The sequence below is a fragment of the Desulfosporosinus youngiae DSM 17734 genome (assembly GCF_000244895.1).
Classification (GTDB): Bacteria; Bacillota; Desulfitobacteriia; order Desulfitobacteriales; family Desulfitobacteriaceae; genus Desulfosporosinus; species Desulfosporosinus youngiae.
This window is the reverse complement of record NZ_CM001441.1, coordinates 283,526-306,472: the sequence shown is the minus strand read 5'-3', so window position 1 is coordinate 306,472 and position 22,947 is coordinate 283,526. Positions and strand designations below refer to the sequence as shown.

Sequence of the window (22,947 nt, the reverse complement as noted above, 5' to 3'; positions counted from 1 at the left end):
AAAGGCATTCCTTTAGGCTTTTTGAGTGATAATGTTAAATTTTCACGACAAAGAAAGAAAAATTATCCACAGGTTTGTTATGATTGTCCACCATTCAGCCTAAGCTTATCCACCTTACAATACGACCTATTTAGACTTTATCCACAGATTTATCCACACTATGCACAGCTCTTGTTCACATTCTGTTGCAAACTAAGGTCATACACCCTTAATGAGACAGGGTACAACCTTTCCTAGAAACTTGTGTACAGGTATCAATACCCTTTTTAAATACACAATTCCAAGTTAAACTCCCTTTTCCATTCATATCCTCTAAAGACGACATCCACGCACATTTATTCGACAAAATCAAATCAATGAGAGTATTTTATCCTCCACTTTCTAGTTCTACCAAAGTATCTTTTTCAGAGCGTTACGGCTAAGCTTGATTGCCGCAGCAACCGTTTCCGGAGAGGGACCTCCTGTTATCTTTCGCGCTTGAACACAGTATTGAATCCCAATCGATTTAAACAGGTCATCTCCAAATATTGGGGAAACTTCCTGATACTCAACTAAACTCATATCTTCTAATCCAATGCCTTTTTTGCTGCACTGTAAAACGATACGTCCCACTAATTCATGCGCCTCTCTGAAGGGGACCCCTTTCTTGGCCAAGTAATCCGCCAAATCTGTAGCATTGGTAAATCCACCTTTTGCCCCAAACGCCATGACATCCCGATGCACCTGCATAGTTCTTAACATTGGTTCTACAACCAACAAACACTTTTGAATCGTATCCACTGCATCAAAGACCTGTTCTTTATCCTCTTGCATATCTTTGTTATAAGCGAGAGGAAGTCCTTTCATGACGGTTAATAGACCCACCAAGTCACCATACACGCGCCCGGTTTTTCCCCTTACTAATTCTGCCACATCAGGGTTCTTCTTTTGAGGCATAATACTGGAACCAGTTGAATACCCATCATCCATTGAGATAAACTGAAATTCACCGCTGGACCAAAGAACGAGTTCCTCGCATAATCGGCTTAAATGCATCATGAGAATGGATGCGTTTGCTAAGAATTCCAGGGCAAAATCCCGATCACTTACCCCATCTAAGCTGTTTAAGGTAACTCCATCTAAGCCGAGTTCCCTAGCCACTTGCTCCCGGTCAAGGGGAAATGTCGTTCCGGCCATAGCTCCAGAACCAAGGGGAGAAATATTTAATCGTTTTCGTGTATCCTTAAGCCGGCCAAGATCACGTAAAAACATTTGCACGTAGGCCATTAGATGATGGGCCAGCGTAATTGGCTGTGCCTTTTGCAAATGCGTATAGCCTGGCATCCATGTTTCCAGATGCCCTTCGGCCAAATGTAGAAGGGTTTGAATAAGCTGGTCCACTAAGGACTTGGTTTGGTCAATCTCATTTTTCAAAAAGAGTCTTAGATCTAAGGCGACCTGGTCATTTCGGCTGCGTCCAGTATGCAGTTTTTTCCCCACAGGTCCGATCCGCTCAGTTAAAAGCTTCTCAATATTCATGTGAATGTCTTCTGCACCGATCTCAAATTCTATCTTTCCTGCTTGAATATCTCCAAGGATCTCAGATAATCCCTGAATCAAATGGCTGGCTTCCGACTCAGAGATCACTCCAACACTACCGAGCATTCTAGCATGAGCAATACTCCCTTGAATATCCTGTTTATACAGGCGTTGATCAAATCGGATTGAGGAATGGAAATCTTCGACCAACCCCTCGGTACTTTTTTCAAAACGTCCGCCCCAAAGCTTCACGTTACATCTCCCTTTCATTAATTAAGAAAGCGCCGGGTTGCCGGCGCCACTCTTTACTCTTATTTACGCAGCCCTGATTCTTTCTCCATTAAAGCTCTTACTTTGAGAGGCAAACCGAAAAGATTAATAAATCCACTGGCATCCTTTTGATTATACACACCATCGTCACCAAAGGTGGCATATGCTTCATTATAGAGAGAATACGGGGATTTTACGCCTGCTAAAGTACAATTTCCTTTATACAATTTCACCCGAACCGTACCGGTAGCGTTTTTCTGAGTCACATTAACAAAGGCATCTAAGGCTTCCCGCAACGGAGTATACCATGTTCCATCATAGACAATTTCAGCATACTTTAAAGCAATTTGTTCTTTGTAATGTAAGGTTAAGCGGTCAAGGGTAAGACGATCTAAGGCTTGGTGAGCTATATAGAGAATTGTTCCCCCAGGTGTCTCATAGACCCCACGTGATTTCATCCCTACAAGTCGGTTTTCAACCATATCCACAATCCCGACCCCGTTTTTTCCACCTAATTCATTGAGCGTTTCCAATAAAGCGACAGGAGGAATTTTCTGACCATTCAACGATGTAGGAACCCCTTGTTCAAATCCAAGTTCGATGTAGGTTGCTTCATCTGGTGCATCCTCGGGAGAAACACCGAGTAAATATAAATCATTTTTTGGTTCGTTCCAGGGATTTTCCAGGTCTCCGCCTTCATGACTTAAGTGCCAAAGGTTACGGTCCATGCTGTAAGGACGATCCTTGGTGACAGGTACAGGAATTCCACGAGCTTGAGCATAGTCAATACAATCTTCTCGGGACTTAAGATCCCAAATCCGCCAAGGTGCTATGATCTCCAAGTCTGGATTTAATGCTTTGACACTTAGCTCAAATCGGACTTGGTCATTTCCTTTACCAGTTGCGCCGTGTGCGACCGCAACCGCACCTTCCTTCTCCGCAATTTCCACTAGACGACGAGCAATCAATGGACGAGCAAAGGAGGTGCCCAAAAGGTAGCTACCTTCATAAACTGCCCCAGCCTTAAGGGTTGGAAAAATAAATTCTGTGAGGAATTCTTCTCTCAGATCCTCAATATACAGTTTGCTCGCACCACTTTTAATTGCTTTTTCCTGAAGAGGAGCCAACTCTTCCCCTTGACCGAGATCTGCCGCCATAGCAATAACTTCGTACCCATAAGTCTCTTTAAGCCAAGGTATAATAATGGAGGTGTCTAACCCACCAGAATAAGCTAATACAACTTTTTTCATGTCTAATCTCCCTCTTAATTAGTTTTCTGGTCTCTCACTTCTATTACGGAAAAATAGATTCTTGTAATCTTTAGCTTCAATAATAGATTCCTCATGAGTTTCTAAAATGAGTATTTAATTTGGTATAGTATACTACTATAGTTTTAAATTTACACGCAAGGTCAGCATCGAATTACCGGCTAATTAATGATTATATAACTAAAGCCATAATCGCTTTCTGAGCGTGAAGACGGTTTTCTGACTCATCAAAAACCACGGACTGAGGCCCTTCGATCACATCTTCTGTGATTTCTTCTCCACGGTGAGCGGGCAGACAATGCAGGACAATAGCTGATTGATTCGCCAATTTAAGCGAGTTAGAATTTATCTGATACCCCTTAAAAGCTGCCATGCGCTCGTTTGCCTCTGCTTCTTGACCCATACTTGCCCAAACATCTGTGTAAAGCACATCGGCACCTTTGACCGCTTCTGAGGGGTCATCTACGATTTCTACTAAGCCGCCATTTTGCTTGGCGTCGGCTTGAGCTGCAGCGACAATCAATGGATCTGGTTTATAACCCTGCGGAGAAGCAATGACGACATGTAATCCCATCTTTGCACCCCCATACATCAAAGAATGCGCCATATTATTTCCATCTCCTACGTAAGCAAGCTTTAAGCCCTCTAAGCGTCCTTTATGCTCTTGAATCGTCATCAGGTCGGCAAGAACTTGGCAGGGATGAAGTAAGTCTGTCAGGCCATTAATAATTGGAATCGTAGCGAACTCAGCCAGCTCTAAAACTTCTTGATGGCTGAACGTTCTAATCATGATTCCGTCAACCATCCGGGATAGAACTCGTGCGGTATCAGAAATGGGCTCTCCCCTACCCAATTGGATATCTCGTCCGCTTAAAAATAGCGCATGTCCCCCAAGTTGATACATCCCTACCTCAAAAGAAACTCGAGTTCGGGTAGATGACTTTGTAAAAACCATTCCTAACGTCTTTCCCTGAAGAATAGGATGCGGACGTCCAGCTTTTTGCTCCGCTTTAAGATCTTTAGCAACATCTAAGATGTAACTTAATTCATCTTGGTTATAATCATGAAGAGAAATGAAATCCCGTCCTTTAAATAATGAATTATCAATTGTTTTCATTCGTACTCACTCCTTCGATATGAATTATTATACACATAATTGCATAATAATTCAATAGTAAACCTTTATTTTCCCTTGTCCTATGTAATTAGTAAAACTCCTACTGAGAGTGAACTCCAGCAGGAGCTTTTAACAATAAACCCATTATACTATAGTATTTGTAGCTTTTGCATACTTATAACTACTTCTTCGGGAATAAAGAGTGAAGATATAGAGAATGACAGCCAAAATTTTCATTATCATAAAGCCGCTTTATGGTATAATCATCCATATTTTAGTTAGTTTGATATGTTAAAGCTTGACTGGAGCACAAGAAATTTTATAGTCTACTACTGGCGATAATGGATTAATACTTATATAATAAAACGATAGTGATAGTAAGCGACCTAAATCCGAAAACAACCTCTTTTATACTTTTATAAATAACACTTTCTCTTTTTTTAAGGAACTTTATTATATTGTTGCGCCTTGCGCACAGCGAAAGGAATGAATTTTAAAATGAAACAGATAAAAGAAACAGATTTACCAGGTATTGGCAAAAAATTTCAACTCCAAGCCCGCAGCGGTGAAAAGATAGTCATAGTGGTACATGATGACGGGCGAAGAGAAATTTATCATTTTTATCGTGAGGACCCTGATGATTCTATCTCCATGGTTACTTTGGATGACGAAGAATCTCGTTGTATAGCTGCTATACTCGGAGGGATGACTTATCGTCCCAAGGCACTAGAGACCGTGGATGTTGCCTTAGGTGATATGCTCATAGAATGGTATAAAATCGAACCTGATGCGTATGCCATCGGCAAATCCATTAAGGATCTATGTATTCGGCAAGTTACGGGAGGTACCATTATTGCGATAGTAGAACAGGATCAGAGTAAAACCGTCAATCCTGGTCCCGAGGCGACATTCCGAAATGGCGCTACCGTTGTAATTCTTGGTGAAAAGAAACAAGTTAAGGCCTGTAAACACCTATTATTCCATGGGAGTGTACAATAATGGAGCACTTAATACTGGAGATAGGGCTTGCGTTAGCTTTAATTGCCGGGGCAGGACTTCTGTCCGGCAAACTCCGGATTTCTATTGTGCCGATTCTAATTGTAACAGGAATGATCGTCGGTCCGCAGGCACCTCACTTAGGTCCCTTAGACTTTAGATTTATTCAGAGTGCTCCCTTAATCGAGTTTATGGGACGTTTGGGGGTTCTGTTTCTCTTGTTTTCCCTAGGGTTGGAATTTTCAATAAAACGTCTTTTAACGGCAGGTCCATCGATCATCAGAAGCGGAACAATTTATATGGTTATTAACCTGTCCATAGCTATTATATTTCCTTTGCTTCTAGGTTGGCCAATTAAGGAAATACTTGTTGTAGCAGGTATTATGACAATATCGTCCAGTGCAATCGTAGCAAAAGTTATTGTTGATTTAAAGAGGGCAGCTAATGATGAAACGGAAATCATTTTAGGATTAATGATGTTTCAAGATGTCTTTGTGGCTATTTATTTTTCTGTTGTTTCCGGCCTGGTTCTTGCTGGTTCCACTTCCATCACAGATATAATACTTAGTGCAGTTATGGTCCTTACATTTATTGGTGGTTTCTTGTTTTTAGGGCACAAGCTGGTTCCAAAGCTTGACCATTGGTTAGACATTCCTTCAGACGAAACATTTATGCTCGTAGTTTTCTCCATCTTACTTTTGGTAGCCGGTTTTTCTGAGACTCTGCACATTGCTGAAGCCATAGGGGCTTTACTAATTGGTCTGGTGCTGGCAGAAACAGAACATTCCGAACGCATAGAGCATTTAATTGTTTCTTTTCGCGATTTCTTTGGAGCCCTATTCTTCTTTAGTTTTGGTCTAAGTATCGACCCCTTTGCCTTGGGCGGAGCTGTTTGGTCAGCCATAATTGCTGTTATCTTAACCATTTTAGGCAATGTTGTATCGGGCGTTTGGGCTGGCAGGAAAGCTAGTCTCTCCCATAGGGCGTCACTGAATATTGGTTTGTCGATTATTTCCCGAGGTGAATTTTCCATCATTTTAGCCACCCTTGCAAAAACGGGTGGATTATTGGCTATATTGCAACCATTTTCCGCACTATATGTTCTCATTCTCGCCATTCTAGGACCCTTGTTGACGAAGGAATCACGTTGGGTCTATAATCGGTTAAGACCATTACTGAAATGGCCACAAATTCCAGAAAGAAGAAAAAAGTTAAGAAATATAGAAAACCTGGCTAGCAGTAAGCCTTAGACGACAACTATGGATAGCCAACCTTACCTATAACCATGGATAGATGGAAAGTAATACTTCCCAAATAGTAAAAATAAAGATCCCTGAGTAAATAACTCAGGGACTTTTATTTTTGCTGAAACATATCAATCCTATGCTCAACAATATCGTCAATACATTGAATCCAGACAAGGGGAGATGCTTTGCGGCTGTTAACCCTTTTAAGCGGAAAGCCGCTTGATAATCTCTCGCTTATATCCGATAAATGCATCGGATACTAAGAATTCATCTCCCCGGGGGCGAGGCGTATCGATAACAATCTCATGGGCAATCACCCCTGGGGGTCCTGTCATGACGTAGACCCTATCCGAAAGCAAAATTGCTTCATCTATATCATGGGTGATGAATAGCGCAGACATGTTAATGCGCTCCATTAAGGCAAGATACCATCGGTGCATGGCAGTTTTCGTAATGGCGTCCAGAGCTGAAAATGGCTCATCGAAAAGCGCAACATCCTGAGAAAATAAATACGTTCTCAAAAGGGCCGCTCGTTGCCGCATCCCTCCTGAAAGCTGGATGGGATACTTCTTTTGGGTGCCCTCCAGCCCAAACTCCCGGAAATGGCTTAATGCCTGGGCTCTTGCCTGCCGCTTGTTCACTCCGCGTATGAAAAGCGGCAAGGAAATATTATCCAGAACAGTCATGTGGGGCTGCATCAAATCTTTTTGCTGCATATAACTTACTTTGCCTGCCTGTCCGGTGATATCCTCACCATTTAGGAACACCTGACCTGTATCAGGAGCAAGCACACCTGCAATCACATTGAAAAGTGTACTTTTACCGATACCGCTTACACCCAGTAAGCTTACCAACTCGTTTTCTCCAAGTCTTATATTGATATCCTTTATAACTAATTCACCCGCAAAACGTTTGGAGATATTCTGAGCCTCAAGTTTAATTAATTTCATCGTTACTCCTATAGATCTTTTGTCTCTGATTTACAAGACCTCACTTCTATAAAGTGGGGTTAGTTCTCAGCCAACTTAATTCACTTAGGCAGATAAACGTTTGTAAAGCCTGTCTGAGAATCAAGTTTCCTGGAAATCAGCTTATTTTCATACATCCATGTATAGAAATTGTCCCATCGTTTTTCGTCGATATATCCCCATTGCTTGGCTTCAGCCTTATATTGATCTGCTAGATACTTTTGACTGGCCGTTGCAATATCCAGATCAACCTCAGGTGCATTCTTCACAAGAATTTTCGCTGCTTCTTCAGGATTTGCAATGGCATATTCATACCCTTTTGCCACTGCTGCCAAAAACTTTTTGGCCGTATCTCCGTTTTGATTTAGGTATGTCTGACTGGCCGCAATAACCGGGGTATAAAAATCCAGTACTGGATCAATGTCTTTAAAGGCAAAAAAGTTTGTATCCAGCCCCTTTACTTTGGTGGCCACTCCATCCCAACCGTAGAAAATCCAAACAGCATCAACATTACTTTGCAGCGCTGAAATGATATCTGTTACGGTATTCGGAATCATTTTTACGTTATCGTAGTTCCCACCATCTTTGGTGATAACTTGCTTTAAAATAGCTTTTTCAACAGGAGTATCCCAAGTAGCATATACTTTGTTTTCCATGTCCTTAGGACTTAGAATATCATCCTTCTTTAAGGAAATAATTCCGGATGTATTGTGTTGCAAAATCGTGCCCACGGCAATGACATCCAACGGATTATTCGATGTAATAGCAGCCGCAATTTCCTCCTGGAAGCTCACTGTAAACTCTGCCTTTCCTGCCGCTACCAGGGGCAAAGCTCCGCCTTCCGGCGGTTGAATGATATCAACCTCCAGACCTGCATCCTGAAAATATCCCAGTTCCTTTGCTGCATATACTCCCGTATGGTTGGTATTGGGAGTCCAATCCAGCACAAAGGTGATCTTTTCAACTGCCTGATCTGTCGGTTTATCAGTACCCGTTTGGGCACAACCGGTTAACCCCAGTATCATTAAAATGCCAACCACCATCACGATAAACTTTTTCTTCATGTGCCTTCTCTACCCCTCTACTAATTCTTTAACCTTTTATGATTCTCCCACTTGATTAGAATTGTAATCCCGATCAGTTCTTAACTTCCTTTTCCTCCTCGGCATGTCTCCAGGGCATTGCTCTTCGTTCTATCACTCCAACGCATTTCATAAGCAGCAAACTCAAAATGATGATCAGAAAAATGACTGCGAACATCTTATCAAAAGCGAAAGATTTCCGCACACGCGTCATATATACTCCTAGTCCACTGTTTCCTCCCAGCCATTCCGCTATGACAGCACCAACAATAGCATAGGATACTGATATTTTGAGACCTGAAAAGAAACCTGGCAAGGCGTTAGGAAGCTTTATGTACCGATATATTTGCCACCTTCTGGCACCTATCGCGCGCATTAAATTCATGGCATCATCATCGGAAGATTTGAAGCCCCCTAAAAGCGCAATAGTCATCGGGAAAAAGCAGGTTAATACGACCAGCATAATCTTAGGTGCCATATCATACCCTAACCACAATACCAATAAGGGAGCAAGCGCAACGGTCGGTATCGTCTGCGTAACGACCAGAAGGGGATGCACTGCCTTATATAAAACTTCAAACCGGTCCATCAGAAGCGCTATGCAAAAAGCCAAAATAATACTGATACCCAGGCCCGCAAATGCTTCTGTCAGAGAAACTGCAGCATGCTGCATCAGTTCGGAAAACGAACTGATAAAGGCTCGAATCACATCGATAGGCGAAGGCAGCATAAACTTAGGCACAAGTCCGGATTCAGTCACCATCTGCCATATCAGCAGCAAAAATAGCAACAGGGCTGTCGGGTAAAGCTTATTGGTGATGTTTTGTAACTTTTTCATCAATCGTCCAAATTCCACCACCTGGTTTATAGCTTATTTTTACGTAGGACATCACACTAGGCGCACCTTCCTCAATACAAATCAGCTGACAGCGTTTTACAATATCCATAAGCTGTTCAAACTCTCCTTCAATAGTGGTTTCAAACGGGCCCACAAACATATTAAGTCCGGTAGATTTCAAGTACGCAATAACTTTGTCCACCACGCGCAGGATTTCTTCACCCTCCACAGCCGGTAATACTTGGATTGCAACGCTCGCATTAATCATTTGCTTCTTCTCTCCTTCAATATAATCATAAAAATAAAAAACCTCCAAAAGTAGAAGGTTTTTGCTCATGCAATACACGGGCACACGATGCATGCACTTTATTCCCTCCGCTAGCATTACCTAGTTCAGGTCAAAGGGTCGGAACTCATATTTCCCTCTCAGCCGACAGCTCAGCTCCCCTAGTATTCTATTGTCATTATCATAGCATTCCACTTGTGCTTGTGTCAACCAACTTATGATACCACTGACTTATAATCCCAGCCTATCTCTGATTATCCAATGACCCCGATAGCACCAAACTAATACTAAAATGCAGAGCAAATTTGCCAAAACTTTGCTATACATCAGGTGCGCAACACAATTTGTCACGCCTCTGATGTACATTATTTATCCGCGTCTTAGGCCTGCATTACCAAATACTCCTGCAACGAGAGTACCTGTGGCGTAGTATGACTTCGTATCTCCTGAAACGCCCGGACAACTGCTTTCGCTGTATCCATGGATGTGAAACAAGGTACCCCATGTTCCGCTGCTAATCTTCTTAACAGATATCCTGTTCTCTCAGAGGTCCCTTGGTTGGAAGTGCTGAGGAGAAAGGAAAATTCTTGTTGCCGAATAGCTTCTTTAAGGGTCTCACTCGATTCACTCACTTCCTCAACCTCTACCCCGCATAGGGCTAATGCCTTGGCAGTATCTCCGGTTCCTTTGACCCCAAACCCTAACTGAGCCAATTGCCGAGCCAAAGTGATAGCTTCCGGACGATCTTTCTCTGCTACAGACACTAAAATATTCCCATCCTCAGGCAGCGGAATCCGGGAGGCCGCAAAGGCCTTCGCTAGCGCATGCCCAAATTGGGTGTCCATCCCTAAGACCTCACCTGTCGATTTCATTTCAGGTCCCAGAGAAGTTTCAACTTTAGTCAGCTTCTCGAAGGAAAAGACGGGGGCCTTAACCACAACGAACGGTACCTCAGGAGCAAGACCATGGGCATAGCCCATCTCCTTTAAGGCTTTACCTAGAGAAACCTGAACCGCCAGGTTTACTAAGGGAATTCCTGTGACTTTAGAAAGAATCGGTACCGTACGGCTTGCTCTAGGGTTCACTTCCAAAACATACACCTTGCCTCGCACGACAACGAATTGAATATTAATAAGTCCTCTTATTCCGATTCCTTCGGCTAAACGACAGGTGAAATCTTCGATTTGTTCAATTTCAGAGGGGGTTAAGCTCTGAGGCGGATAAACGGCCAGACTATCTCCAGAATGGACCCCGGCTCGTTCGATATGCTCCATGATACCTGCCACTACAGTTATCTCCCCATCTGAAACCGCGTCAACTTCAACTTCTTTCCCATCCAAATACCTATCCACTAAAATGGGATGTTCTGGAGAAAGGTGAATTGCCCGTCTTAAATAATTTTTAAGTTCATCTAGGTTCTCTACCACTTGCATAGCACGCCCCCCAATGACATAAGAAGGACGAACGATCACTGGAAATTCCAGTTCCTCAGCAATTCTTTGGGCCTGATCGATCGAAGTAACACTTCGTCCTTCAGATTGTGGGATTCCTAACTTACTGAGCAGCTCAGCAAACCGCTCCCGATCCTCAGCCATATCAATCGCATCAACTGGGGTACCTAAAATTTTAACTCCGGCAAGTTTCAGACGGCCAGCCAAATTTATGGCCGTCTGTCCTCCAAACTGGACTAAAACTCCATCCGCTTTTTCTTTATTTAAGACATGAAGCACATCTTCAATGGTCAATGGCTCAAAGTACAATTTATCTGCTATATCAAAATCTGTCGATACTGTTTCAGGATTATTATTGATCATAATGGCTTCTACGCCAGCTTCCTGCAAAGCTGTAAGAGCGTGAACGGAGCAATAATCAAACTCAATCCCTTGCCCAATTCGAATAGGTCCCGAACCTAAAACTACAACTTTAGGGCCGGTGCTCACCTTTCCCTCATCCTCTTCCTCATAGCTGGAGTAGTAATAAGGAGTTGCCGAAGCAAACTCTGCGGCACAGGTGTCAACCGTCTTATAAACCGGAATAATCCCAAACTCTGTGCGCAAAGCGCGAACCGTTTCTTCTGAGCTGCCCGTAAGTTTAGCGATCGCTAAATCAGAAAACCCCAGGACTTTTGCCAAGCGCAGCAACTCAGTCGTTAACGGCTCATTTTGCAAACGCTGTTCGAGTAAAACCAATTCCTTAATCTTATACAAATAGAACGGATCAATCTGCGTAAGCATTTGAACCTCCAGGATGGTCCAATCCCGGCGAAAGGCTTCAGGAATGGCAAAGAAACGTTCGTGATCCGCAGAATTGAGTTTGTCTTCAATCTCCATTTCTGTCCAGCCCCCGGAATCCTTAATCCGAAGACCAACCGTACCAACTTCTAAAGAGCGGGTCGCTTTTAAAAGAGCCGCTTCCAACGTCCGCTCCATCGCCATTACCTCTCCGGTCGCTTTCATTTGCGTACCCAACCGATGATCCGCTGCCGGGAATTTATCAAAAGGCCAACGAGGGAATTTGACAACCACATAGTCAAGAGCCGGCTCAAAGCAGGCACTGGTATGCCCAGTTACTGGGTTTGTCAATTCTGGAAGGGTAAATCCAACTGACAAAAGAGCCGCCATTTTGGCAATCGGATATCCGGTCGCTTTAGAGGCAAGAGCACTTGAGCGACTGACCCGAGGATTTACTTCAATCACAACATACTCCCGACTAACCGGATTCAAGGCAAATTGAACATTACACCCGCCGTTTACACCAAGGGCTCGGATAATCTTTAAAGATGATGCCCTCAGCATCTGATATTCGACATCACTCAAGGTCTGCGAGGGGGCAACCACAATACTATCTCCCGTATGTATTCCTACCGGGTCGATATTTTCCATATTGCAAATTGTTATACAGTTGTCCGCCGCATCTCGCATGACTTCATACTCAATTTCCTTCCAGCCCGCCACACTCCGCTCGACAAGACATTGCCCAATGGGACTGGCTTGGAGGCCTTTATTTAAGATTTCCTCTAATTGTTTAGCGTTTTTGACAATCCCGCCGCCCGTCCCGCCAAGGGTATATGCCGGGCGAACAATCAGCGGAAACCCATGTCGTTTGGCGAACTCCTCTCCTTCTTCCAAAGAGGTTACAATCACACTCTCAGCCACCGGTTCTCCCAGCGAGAGCATAGTTTCCTTAAAGGCATCACGATCTTCTGCTTTATAGATCGTCTCTGAGTTACAGCCAATGAGGTCCACGCCATAACATTTTAGAAGCCCGCCCCGCTCCAATTCCATTGCCAGGTTAAGCCCAGTTTGCCCGCCTAATGTAGGCAGAAGCGCATCAGGGCATTCTTTGCCAATAATCCGTTCTAATACTTCAGGCAACAGAGGTTCGATATAGGTGATATCTGCCGTTTGCACATCCGTCATGATGGTTGCTGGATTGCTGTTAACCAATACGACTTCCAATCCCACTTCACGGAGAGCTCTGCACGCTTGGGTCCCGGCATAATCAAATTCTGCGGCTTGCCCGATCACTATCGGCCCGGACCCTATGACAAGGACCTTCTTCCACGCCGGGTTAAGAGGCATAACCAGCCCTCCATTCCTGCATTAATTGCGCAAACTCATCAAAAAGATACAGAGATTCACTCGGTCCCGGCCCTGCTTCCGGATGATATTGAACTGAAAAAACAGGTAAATCCCGATGCTTTACTCCCTCGATACTTTGATCATTAAGATTGCGATGGGTTACGTAAAGAGGAGTCTGCTCCAGACTTTTCTCTGAAATGGCATAGCCATGGTTTTGTGAAGTAATCGTCACTCGTTTGGTCTCTAGATCTTGTACGGGCTGATTACCTCCCCGATGCCCAAACTTCATCTTATAGGTATCCCCTCCTAAGGCAAGGGATAATAGTTGATGTCCTAAGCAAATTCCAAAAATAGGACGTTTCCCCATTAACCTTTTAATCGTTTCTATCCCAACCGCTACCTCTTTAGGGTCTCCCGGTCCATTGGATAGAAAGACCCCATCAGGTTGCAGATTCAGTATCTTTTCTGCAGATGTAGTATGAGGAACGACTGTCAAGCTAAACCCATTTTCTTGCATAGCCTGTAAAATATTTTTCTTAATTCCGAAATCCAAGACCACGACATGGAAAGAATCTCTTTCAGATTGAACAGCGGGCAAGGTGTAGAGCTTCGGAGTACTGACCTGAGCCACAACATCGGCTGGAACAGACCTTGTTTTCACTCGGGTAACCCATTCTTCCAAATTCTCTGCTTCGGTGGTGATCACGCCCCGCAGTACACCATGTTCCCTAATAATCCGGGTTAAGGAGCGGGTATCAATCCCCTTTATTCCTACAACTCCGGATTGTGCCAAGGTCCTGGAAAGGTTTTTTTCCATCTGCCAATGACTAGGATTACGTGCGGCTTCTTTCACAATAAACCCCTGGACCTGAGGCTTCTCCGATTGGTCATCTACTCTGTTGATCCCGTAGTTCCCAATGAGAGGATAGGTCATACACACCATTTGTCCAGCATACGACGGATCGGTCAACACTTCCTGATAACCAGTCATTCCCGTGTTAAAGACAACTTCTCCAAAAGCCTCTCCCGTCGCCCCAAAAGATTCCCCTAATAGAATTTTCCCGGTCTCAAGTATGAGTGCTGCTTTCATTCCCATCCTCCTCGGAACAATCTCTCATCTATTATTATTTAAATCCTCTGCCTGGATATCAGTATCCTATTTCTGCTTCAGCCCCCAGACTCCCCATATCCTCTTTAACCGGCGGACTCCGGCTTTCATTCCCTTCCTCCTGAATTACCTCCAGATTCTTGAGAGAACTTCATCTAAAATTCCCAAGGCTTTATCTATTTCTGTCTTCTCAACCGTAAGCGGGGGGAGGAAGCGTAAAATCTTGCCTCCAACACAGTTAATCAGAAGCCCATTTTGCAGGCAAGCCTCAACTATTTCAGGACCTAGTTTAGAAACGGGCCATCCTACTATAAATCCTTTTCCCCGGACAGACTCACCTGTCCGGTATTTCTGGACCAACGTTTCTAGTCCCTGTTGAAAATAGGCTGCGCGCTCTTGGACCCCTTCTAAGAATCCCTCTTCAAGCATAATGTCTAAAACCGCACATCCTGCCGCAGTGGCTAATGGATTTCCTCCAAAAGTTGAAGCATGATCTCCGGGCTGAAAAGCTCCAGCCACTTCATCCGTGGCGAGCATGGCTCCAATCGGTACACCACCGCCTAAGGCTTTCGCTAAAGTCATAATATCCGGAACTACACCGCTCCACTCATAGGCAAAGAGCTTCCCTGTCCGACCAACACCGCACTGCACTTCATCAAAAATCAACAGGGCCCCGTACTGGTCACAAAGCGCTCGTGCTTCCCTGAGAAACTCTATCGAGGCAGGAATTACCCCGCCCTCTCCTTGAATAGGCTCAATAAAGACTGCCGCAGTATCATTGCTGACCTTCGCTCTTAGAGCATCGATATCATTCAAAGCAGCATACGTGAAGCCCAAAGGAAGCGGATCAAAGCCCTGCTGGTATTTTGTCTGTCCAGTGAGAGTAAGGGTAGCTAAGGTTCGTCCATGAAAGGAATTCTCAAGGGAGACCACTTCATATTTGTGCACCCCAAACTTTTTCTTAGCATACTTGCGAGCAAGCTTAAAAGCCGCTTCATTAGCCTCCGCTCCGCTGTTGCAAAAGAATACTTTATCGGCGAAAGAATGCTTCACCAAGCGCTCTGCTAAAGCCACTTGATTCGGTATCCAGTAAATATTTGAGGTGTGCAGAATTTCCTTGGCCTGTTCTTGAATCGCACGAACAATCGCAGGATGGCCATGCCCCAGAGAATTCACTGCAAGCCCAGTTACGAAATCTAAATATTGCCTTCCGTCTGAATCCCAAACCCATGCCCCGTCCCCTTTGACCATGGTCATTCCTAAGCGGCCATAGGTATTCATTACTACATTTTTTCCCCGTTCAATAATTGCTCCGGTTGTTAAGCCTTCTAACATTTCAATCAACCCCTTAACTCGATATTCGGCGTTCGTTATCGTTCAATCTATTAAAATAACAATTCTATCTTCAGCTCAGGTCAGCGTCTTTTGCGAATAGGTGATCAGCTATCCCCTTTAAACATAGTGCCAATACCACCATCTGTGAACAACTCCAATAGGATTGCATGGCTTAGCCGACCATCAAGGATATGTACACTGCCAACACCACTGTCTAAAGCAGAGACCGCACACTCTACTTTGGGAAGCATTCCGCCGGTTAATATCCCTTGTTTCTTGAGGACCTCCACTTCCCCTCTGGAAATCGTGGAGATAAGCGATCCTTGATCCGCAACATCTCTCAATATTCCGCGTACATCCGTCAATAGCAGCAACTTATCCGCTTTCAGTGCCTCGGCTATTTTCCCCGCGGCAGTATCAGCATTGACATTAAACGTTTCTCCTTCTTCTCCACTGGCAACTGGAGAAATAACAGGTATATATCCTTGATCCAACAACGTATTCAAAATGTCTGGAGTAACACTTTGGATTTCGCCCACAAGCCCTAAATCAACATCTTCCATTTTGCCCAGACTATTGGGCAACTGCATCGGTTTCTTCATTGCCATTAGGAGCTTAGCATCCTTCCCGGATAATCCGACACTCTTACCTCCAAAGCGATTGAGAAGAGATACCATCTCTGTGTTCAACTTGCCTAATAAAACCATTTGGGCAATCTCCATGGTTTGCGCATCCGTAACTCTTAAACCTTGCACAAAATGACTTTCAATTCCAACCTTCTTGAGCATGGCATTAATCTCGGGCCCTCCACCGTGAACGAGCACCGGACGAATTCCCACAGAATGCAAAAGCAGAATATCTAACATTACCGATTCCTTTAAAACTGGATCAACCATGGCGTGCCCTCCATACTTAATCACCACAGTTTTACCTGAAAACTTTTGAATATACGGTAGGGCTTCTACTAAAACCCGAGCTTTCCCTAATCCCTCTTCCATAGGGGTCATCTCAAACACCTCCAACTTCAGCCGTAAACATCTTTACGTTTCAACTCACTTCTACTTTACAAAATTCTCAAATGATAAGTTCTTAACCTTGCCTGCCAATTACGTCAATGATCTCAATAGTACGCAGCTCTCAGCTTAAAACTTAAGTTCTGTAACTTCCATTGATCGTGACGTACTCATGGGTTAAATCACAGCCCCAAGCAGTCGCGTTTTCTTCCCCGTCGTGCAGGTTCAAGAGAATATGGACCTCCTTAAATCCGAGGATTTCTTTAGCCCTCTCTTCCGAAAACATCACTCCTCTTCCCGCCTGGGCAACCATCAGCTCTCCTAAAAAGACATCGACCTTATCAGGATTAAACTCCGCTCCCGAATATCCTGCTGCCGTCAAAATACGACCCCAATTAGCATCCTCTCCAAAGAGTGCAGCCTTGACTAAACTAGAGCCACAAATGCTCCTGGCGATTTTACGGGCGTCTTCCATTGTTTTTGCTCCGGAAACTGACACTTCCATTAACTTACTGGCGCCCTCACCATCCCGAGCAATCTCTTTAGCCAGCTCAATACACATGGACTTAACCATTCTTTCAAAGTTTATCCTGTCTTCCCCTTCCGGAGTGATCCCCGAGGACCCATTTGCCAGTAAGAGAGCCATGTCATTCGTACTCATATCACCATCAACGGTAACCATATTGAAGCTTTCTTCGACTGCCTCACTCAGAATACGCTGCAAGTCTGCCGAAGGTATGTCCGCATCGGTTGTTAAAAACCCCAGCATGGTACCCATATTGGGGTGAATCATCCCGGATCCCTTAGCAATCGCTCCAATATGAATAACACCTCCCTGAGAACAGGGCAGTTCATAGGCATATTCTTTTACCGTAGTATCTGTCGTCATAATTGCCAGGGCCGCCCGATGTGCACCTTCATCAGCCATTTCCTTATGCCCTCGAATTCCTTTGACCACATCATCAAGGAGTTCCGAACTTGCTACCCGAATACCATTCAAAACTCGGTCAAGGGGCATTTCGACACCAATTACACCTGTTGAAGCCACTAAAACGTCCTGAGGTTCTATTCCCAAATACATGCCAGCTACTTCGGCCATGGCAAAAGCAGCCTGGTCACCAAATTCTCCAACACAAGCATTGGCATTCCCGCTATTCACGACAATAGCTCTGGCCAATCCGTTCTTCAAATGACGCTGTGTTAAATGGAGAGGGTGAGCCTTGACTATATTACGAGTGTATACTCCCGCTGCCTGAGCTTGAACATCTGAAAAAATCAGTGCCACATCATACTTATCCTTGTATTTAATACCTGCTTGGACACCAGCAGCATAAAACCCCTTAGGAGCAGCTATGCCTCCGCCAATTGCCTTCCAAGCCTTTTCAGTGTTATTCACTTATTTACACACTCCTTCACATTCGCCCTAATGAATTAAAGATGCAAGTCGAGAACCGCCCCAGCTCGTACGATGGTTTATGGCCAAAGAGCTGTCCCCTTAAGCCCTCGAGCTTCGGGCCACCCCATAGCAAGATTCATATTCTGGATAGCCTGGCCAGCTGCACCTTTCAGCAAATTATCTATGGTAGAGATGACGATTGCATTACCAGTTCTTTCATCCAATGTTAATTGCAAAAAGGCATGATTGCTTCCACTCGAGAATTTTGTCTGTGGCCAGGTTCCTGGCGGTAAAAGATGAATAAATTCCTCTTTCTCATATTGGTCTAACCAACAGCTTCTCAAGTCTTCTTCACTAATCCCTTCAGAAACCTTAGCATAAATCGTCGCCAGCATTCCCCGGGTCATAGGAACTAAATGTGGTGTAAAGTTTACGGTTAGAGGTATCCCTGCTGCCCGAGAGAGTTCTTGTTCTATTTCCGGGGTATGACGATGGCTTGCCACCCCATAGGCCTTAAAGTTTTCGTTTATCTCGCTGTAGTGTGTATTTAATGAAGCCCCTCGGCCTGCTCCGGATACACCCGATTTGGCATCAATCACTAAATAGTTCGTTTGGAGCAATCGTTTACGAAGCAAGGGAACCAGTGCCAGCAAGGTTGCCGTTGGATAGCAACCTGGGTTAGCGATTAAAGATTTGCCCCGAATTTGCTCACGGTAAAGCTCCGGCAACCCATAAACCGCGTCTTTGAGCAAATCCGTTGCGGGATGTTTAATTTTGTACCATTCTTCGTAAATCTCCCCTGAATTCAAGCGAAAATCGGCCCCTAAATCAATAACCTTCATCTTACGAGCTAAGAAACCGCCCGTTCTTTCTGCCGTCAACCCATGAGGGAGAGCGCAAAAAAGAACATCCACATCTGGTATGTCTTCATCTTGCAAGATCCCCACGTTTTGCCCTTCCCAATGGGGATAAACCGTTTCATAATTCTCTCCGGCAACACTGGATGATGAGAGATACAACTCTTTCACCTCTTCATGACGATGTAACAGCCGTACTAATTCTTGCCCTGCGTATCCTGTCGCTCCAAGAACACCAACCTTCATATCTTAAACCTTCTCTCTAAGCATTCATTTTTAATAATTATACATATAGTTGCATAAACATTCAACCGTTATCGCAAAAAAGAAAGGGTTTCCCCCTTCCTTAATGTGCAGAGTTCGTGTCCAATATTTGAACTTGACTTATAATTCCACAATCTTAAGCTATTTATGCTTTCACCGTTACTTTATTGATTGAAACTCCTGCTTTATTTTCTTCAAAAGCTTTTTATCACTTAAGATATCCCAACCTGTTAAGGCAAGCGCCTGCATAGCTAACAAAACCAGGCTTTCTCCCTTACGTGAAACGCACACCTGAGTAAATTCCAGAGTATGAGGGATTTCTGTACCCGTTCCCAACATTAAATAGGGATGAATTGCGGGTACAACTCGACTCACATTTCCCATATCTACCGAGCCCATAGCCGTTTGGGGAGGAGCTATATGAATGATACCCAGCTCCTCAAGATTTTTACTAAAGCAATCTGCCAAGGCTAGATTAGTACGCATCTCATCGTAGGAATACTCAAAGTTATGCCATGTCATTCTCGCAGAAACCATGGCGGCTGCTCCCTCGGCGCAACGTATTACTTGCTCGCGTAACTCATCTAAGTCTTTACGTTTCCGGGCCCGCAAATAAAACCGTGCTACAGCACGTTCTGGGATAACATTAGGAGCGTTGCCTCCCTCTGTAATAATCCCATTAATTTTCAGTTCCCGTGAAATCTGCTTTTTTAGCGCATTGATTCCCACAAAAAAATTAATTACGGCATCTAAGGCATTAACCCCGAAAGAAGCCGCTGCCACAGAATGGGCGGCACGCCCATGAAATGTAAATTCTATAGCATCCAAAGCAAGGCTCGAAATAATGGGAACATTTTGGCTGCCTGGATGAAACATCATCGCTGCATCTATGTCCTTAAAGATCCCCTTCTCAACTAACGTCACTTTCCCTCCGCTGGTCTCTTCTGCTGGAGTACCAACAACTATGATCTCACCGGCAAGTTCCAGACTCTTACTCAAAATTACAGCCGCACCCGCGCTTGCTGCTCCAATTAAATTGTGTCCGCAAGCATGCCCAATAACAGGCAGGGCATCATATTCTGCTAAAAAAGCGATTTTAGGTCCTGGACGTCTGCCCGGAAATCTTGCCAAAAAGGCTGTTTCCATCCCTGCTATTCCAAGTTCCACTTTGAATCCATGCTTCTTCAGAAAGTCGCTTAAGCAATTCGACGCAAAGTATTCCTCGTAACCTAACTCAGGATGTTCCCCTATCAGGCGAGCAACTTCCCACACTTCTTCGCGTAAATACTGTGCTTGAACTCTGAAAAACGCCTTAATTCCATCCATGGGTATCCCATCTCTCTTCTCATATTATTTATCTACCCTACCCTAAAAAAACCATCCTGAAAACTTAAAGACCTCAAAAAGCAAGGCAGCTTTTCGCACAGGAGTGAACTCATTGTACGTAGAGGCGGTAAGGCGCACAAAACTTTCGTGGGAAACCCAGCCACGGGTTCACAAGGTACTACCCGGAGGTTTGGCGGAGCTCCCACGAAAGCGCGTGGACAAGAAGCACTCAATTTATTTTAACCCATAATCCATTTTGGCTCAATAAAAATTCCGAAAACATTGTATATTACGACATATCAATCATTGATTAATCCTAATTTAGAAAATTCGTTCTCCAAAAGCGGAGGAGATTAACCCAACAGCTAATTTAGCGGTTTTATTATGAGTATCCAAGATCGGGTTCACCTCTACGACATCCATACTTGTAATAAGTCCTGAATCTGCTAAAAGTTCCATCGCTAAATGTGCCTCACGATATGTAATTCCTCCCGGGACCGGAGTTCCAACCCCTGGAGCTTCTTCGGGGTCAATCACATCCAAATCAAAACTAACATGGATTCCATCCGTCCCCTGGGAAGCGATTTTAATTCCTTGGTTGACCACTTCCGTCATTCCCATTTGATCGATATCTCGCATTGTAAAAACCTTAATTTTAGATTTGCGCAGCATTTCCTTCTCTTCAGTATCCATTTCACGTGCCCCAATGATTACGGTATTTTCTTCTCGCAATTTCTTCTGTACTCCACCGATAGAGGTTAATTCCTGAGCACCTATACCATTTGCAACGGCCAAGGGCATACCGTGAATGTTGCCGCTTGAGGTCGTATCGAGAGAATTATAATCTCCATGTGTATCAAACCAGATTAATCCAAATGAACGTTCATTTAAAGCTAACCCTGCTAGAGTTCCGATTCCTAAACTGTGATCTCCGCCAAGAATTAAGGGAATTACCCCTTCCTTGATTGCCTCTGATACTATGAGATGAAGATGCTCATTAATCGCAACAATTTCTTCCAAATACTTAAGCCTCTTATCCTTAATCACACGTGTCTCAGGAACCGGAACCTCCAAATTTCCATAATCCTCCACATCCCAACCTATACGCTTTAATCTTGCATTTAACCCTGCATAGCGAATAGCACTTGGCCCCATGTCTACTCCACGACGGTCAGCACCTAAATCAATGGGTACTCCAATAATCCTAATAACTTTTTTCCGCATAGTCACACTCTCCTAATCTACTACTATCAGTAGTTATACTCAAATTCTTTAGCCTCTAAGGCGACTATTCATATGTCAATTTCTCGATACATATTAATGTGCCCTCAAAATAAAAAAGCTTGCAGATAATTTGCAAGCATAGATTTAAAGTCCAGATCATACCTGTTCACTCCTGAGACGAGTGTCACACAAGTCCCCTACTTCAACAACCGATGAATTAATTCTTCCTCGGTAAGACCTAATGACAAACTAAACGTTCCTGCTCTAAATTGTCTTTCTGCCCTCATTTGATGAGTTAACTGCAAAAAGGCTGCTTTATCCTTAATAAAGCCTTGATCAAACAATAGTTCCGCTATCCGTTCCGCGCTGGCTCCTTTTGGCACAACAAAATCCAGAATAACTTGGGTAGGGGTTTGCTCCTCAGTCGGCAAATTCTCTTTTAAAGCTGGTTCGTTTGCTTGAACTGGTGAAGGAACATCAGCCTGATTCACCTGCTCAGTCATCGAGATCTCTGATTGTGAATTATCCATGGATTGGACATCTGAGATTTTCTGCTGAGGAGCGAAGACTAGAGTCAACATGGCACTTAAAATAAGTCCCGAACCTAACCCAAACCAATAGGAACGGGTTACTTTCATCGCTTGTTCCCCCCATCGGGCTGCATTCGTAATATCATCCTAACCGCATCTTGGCTTAGAAGTAAGCGATGAGCAATTTCTGGAATATGTTGACCATTTGCAGCTAGTTCTAATACCTCTTTGTATTTAGGGGAGAGAGGGGAATAGGGGTCGACACTTTGAGGAGGCTCGATTTGCTTGAATTCAGGTTCCACTTTATCCATTTCTTTCAATTTATTTTCTTTAGACTTAGTTAAGCTTTGTTTATTTAATTGTAAATCTGATTCCTTATATTCCAATAGTTTACTTTCCACTTCATGAATCTGGTCTTGAACCCGAATAATTTCCCTTTTTAAATATGCAAGTCCTTTCAAGGCAGTCAATGCTTCTTCATTAGGTGGATTCTGCCCACGCCAGCCTATAAATATGAAGGCAATTCCAAGAATAAATAACAAGATCGGCAATAAATCCACAATGCTTCCTCATTTCCTAGACGTCTTTAATTATGTCTTTAACTATAATATTCATTCGCGAAAGAAAATAGTTTCCCTGCAAACTTTAACAATATTCAACAAAGTTTCCGGTGATTTCAACATTTAAATTTCTTAGATTCTAGATTCTGTCCATGTTCTTAAT

General features: G+C 43.8%; 19 protein-coding genes and 1 riboswitch. Of the genes, 2 read left to right on the top strand and 17 right to left on the bottom strand.

The genetic code is table 11. The annotated features are described in order from the left end of the window. Window positions 1–387 precede the first annotated feature (387 nt). The 3 genes from argH to argF form a co-directional block, all read right to left on the bottom strand. Entirely contained in the window at window positions 388–1,770 is a 1,383-nt protein-coding gene (argH, locus tag DESYODRAFT_RS01575; protein WP_007778562.1) for an argininosuccinate lyase, read from the bottom strand. 59 nt (window positions 1,771–1,829) lie between these two features. Continuing rightward, window positions 1,830–3,038, bottom strand: coding sequence for an argininosuccinate synthase (locus tag DESYODRAFT_RS01570; protein WP_007778559.1), 1,209 nt, complete (start codon window positions 3,036–3,038; stop codon window positions 1,830–1,832). A 190-nt stretch (window positions 3,039–3,228) separates the two neighbouring features. Then, entirely contained in the window at window positions 3,229–4,173 is a 945-nt protein-coding gene (gene argF / locus DESYODRAFT_RS01565; RefSeq protein WP_007778557.1) for an ornithine carbamoyltransferase, read from the bottom strand. Between the two features lie 498 nt (window positions 4,174–4,671). On the opposite strand from argF, the gene DESYODRAFT_RS01560 reads away from it, so the two are divergent. Then, complete coding sequence (locus DESYODRAFT_RS01560; RefSeq protein ID WP_007778554.1) at window positions 4,672–5,172, top strand: cation:proton antiporter regulatory subunit; 501 nt, start codon at window positions 4,672–4,674, stop codon at window positions 5,170–5,172. Next, the gene (locus tag DESYODRAFT_RS01555; RefSeq protein WP_007778551.1) at window positions 5,172–6,419 is read left to right on the top strand and encodes a cation:proton antiporter; all 1,248 of its coding nucleotides are present in this window, start codon (window positions 5,172–5,174) and stop codon (window positions 6,417–6,419) included. Before DESYODRAFT_RS01560 ends, DESYODRAFT_RS01555 begins: the two co-directional genes overlap by 1 nt. Before the next feature lie 200 nt (window positions 6,420–6,619). On the opposite strand, the gene DESYODRAFT_RS01550 is transcribed toward DESYODRAFT_RS01555, so the two are convergent. The 14 genes from DESYODRAFT_RS01550 to DESYODRAFT_RS01485 all read right to left on the bottom strand — a co-directional run bounded on the left by DESYODRAFT_RS01550 (window position 6,620) and on the right by DESYODRAFT_RS01485 (window position 22,784). Next, window positions 6,620–7,366 (bottom strand): ABC transporter ATP-binding protein, encoded by a 747-nt coding sequence (locus DESYODRAFT_RS01550; protein WP_007778548.1) that lies wholly within the window; start codon window positions 7,364–7,366, stop codon window positions 6,620–6,622. A gap of 80 nt (window positions 7,367–7,446) precedes the next feature. Beyond that, window positions 7,447–8,448: an ABC transporter substrate-binding protein gene (locus tag DESYODRAFT_RS01545; protein WP_007778545.1), complete on the bottom strand. Its 1,002-nt coding sequence runs from the start codon at window positions 8,446–8,448 to the stop codon at window positions 7,447–7,449. A gap of 73 nt (window positions 8,449–8,521) precedes the next feature. Continuing rightward, on the bottom strand, window positions 8,522–9,304 hold the full coding sequence (locus DESYODRAFT_RS01540) for an ABC transporter permease (protein WP_007778542.1): 783 nt from the start codon (window positions 9,302–9,304) through the stop codon (window positions 8,522–8,524). Then, a complete protein-coding gene (locus tag DESYODRAFT_RS01535) occupies window positions 9,276–9,572 on the bottom strand; it encodes a thiamine-binding protein (protein ID WP_042339229.1) in 297 nt (98 codons plus the stop codon). Before DESYODRAFT_RS01535 ends, DESYODRAFT_RS01540 begins: the two co-directional genes overlap by 29 nt. A gap of 85 nt (window positions 9,573–9,657) precedes the next feature. Continuing rightward, window positions 9,658–9,763, bottom strand: a riboswitch (TPP riboswitch). Between the two features lie 207 nt (window positions 9,764–9,970). Then, window positions 9,971–13,171 carry a carbamoyl-phosphate synthase large subunit gene (carB, locus tag DESYODRAFT_RS01530; RefSeq protein WP_007778535.1) on the bottom strand — a complete coding sequence of 1,067 codons (3,201 nt, stop codon included), beginning with the start codon at window positions 13,169–13,171 and terminating at the stop codon, window positions 9,971–9,973. Beyond that, window positions 13,161–14,261 carry a glutamine-hydrolyzing carbamoyl-phosphate synthase small subunit gene (gene carA, locus DESYODRAFT_RS01525; protein ID WP_007778533.1) on the bottom strand — a complete coding sequence of 367 codons (1,101 nt, stop codon included), beginning with the start codon at window positions 14,259–14,261 and terminating at the stop codon, window positions 13,161–13,163. Before carA ends, carB begins: the two co-directional genes overlap by 11 nt. A 144-nt stretch (window positions 14,262–14,405) precedes the next feature. After that, window positions 14,406–15,614 carry an acetylornithine transaminase gene (locus tag DESYODRAFT_RS01520; protein WP_007778531.1) on the bottom strand — a complete coding sequence of 403 codons (1,209 nt, stop codon included), beginning with the start codon at window positions 15,612–15,614 and terminating at the stop codon, window positions 14,406–14,408. 104 nt (window positions 15,615–15,718) lie between these two features. Continuing rightward, a complete protein-coding gene (argB, locus tag DESYODRAFT_RS01515) occupies window positions 15,719–16,621 on the bottom strand; it encodes an acetylglutamate kinase (protein WP_007778528.1) in 903 nt (300 codons plus the stop codon). Between the two features lie 142 nt (window positions 16,622–16,763). Beyond that, window positions 16,764–18,023 (bottom strand): bifunctional glutamate N-acetyltransferase/amino-acid acetyltransferase ArgJ, encoded by a 1,260-nt coding sequence (argJ, locus tag DESYODRAFT_RS01510; RefSeq protein WP_007778526.1) that lies wholly within the window; start codon window positions 18,021–18,023, stop codon window positions 16,764–16,766. A 77-nt stretch (window positions 18,024–18,100) separates the two neighbouring features. After that, window positions 18,101–19,126: an N-acetyl-gamma-glutamyl-phosphate reductase gene (gene argC / locus DESYODRAFT_RS01505; RefSeq protein ID WP_007778523.1), complete on the bottom strand. Its 1,026-nt coding sequence runs from the start codon at window positions 19,124–19,126 to the stop codon at window positions 18,101–18,103. A gap of 177 nt (window positions 19,127–19,303) precedes the next feature. Continuing rightward, on the bottom strand, window positions 19,304–20,470 hold the full coding sequence (locus DESYODRAFT_RS01500; RefSeq protein ID WP_007778520.1) for a M20 family metallopeptidase: 1,167 nt from the start codon (window positions 20,468–20,470) through the stop codon (window positions 19,304–19,306). A 321-nt stretch (window positions 20,471–20,791) separates the two neighbouring features. After that, window positions 20,792–21,694 carry an arginase gene (rocF, locus tag DESYODRAFT_RS01495; RefSeq protein WP_007778518.1) on the bottom strand — a complete coding sequence of 301 codons (903 nt, stop codon included), beginning with the start codon at window positions 21,692–21,694 and terminating at the stop codon, window positions 20,792–20,794. Window positions 21,695–21,891: 197 nt separating this feature from the next. Beyond that, a complete protein-coding gene (locus tag DESYODRAFT_RS01490) occupies window positions 21,892–22,332 on the bottom strand; it encodes a hypothetical protein (protein ID WP_007778515.1) in 441 nt (146 codons plus the stop codon). Next, on the bottom strand, window positions 22,329–22,784 hold the full coding sequence (locus DESYODRAFT_RS01485; protein ID WP_007778514.1) for a helix-turn-helix domain-containing protein: 456 nt from the start codon (window positions 22,782–22,784) through the stop codon (window positions 22,329–22,331). The genes DESYODRAFT_RS01490 and DESYODRAFT_RS01485 overlap by 4 nt, the downstream gene beginning before the upstream one ends. Window positions 22,785–22,947 lie beyond the last annotated feature (163 nt).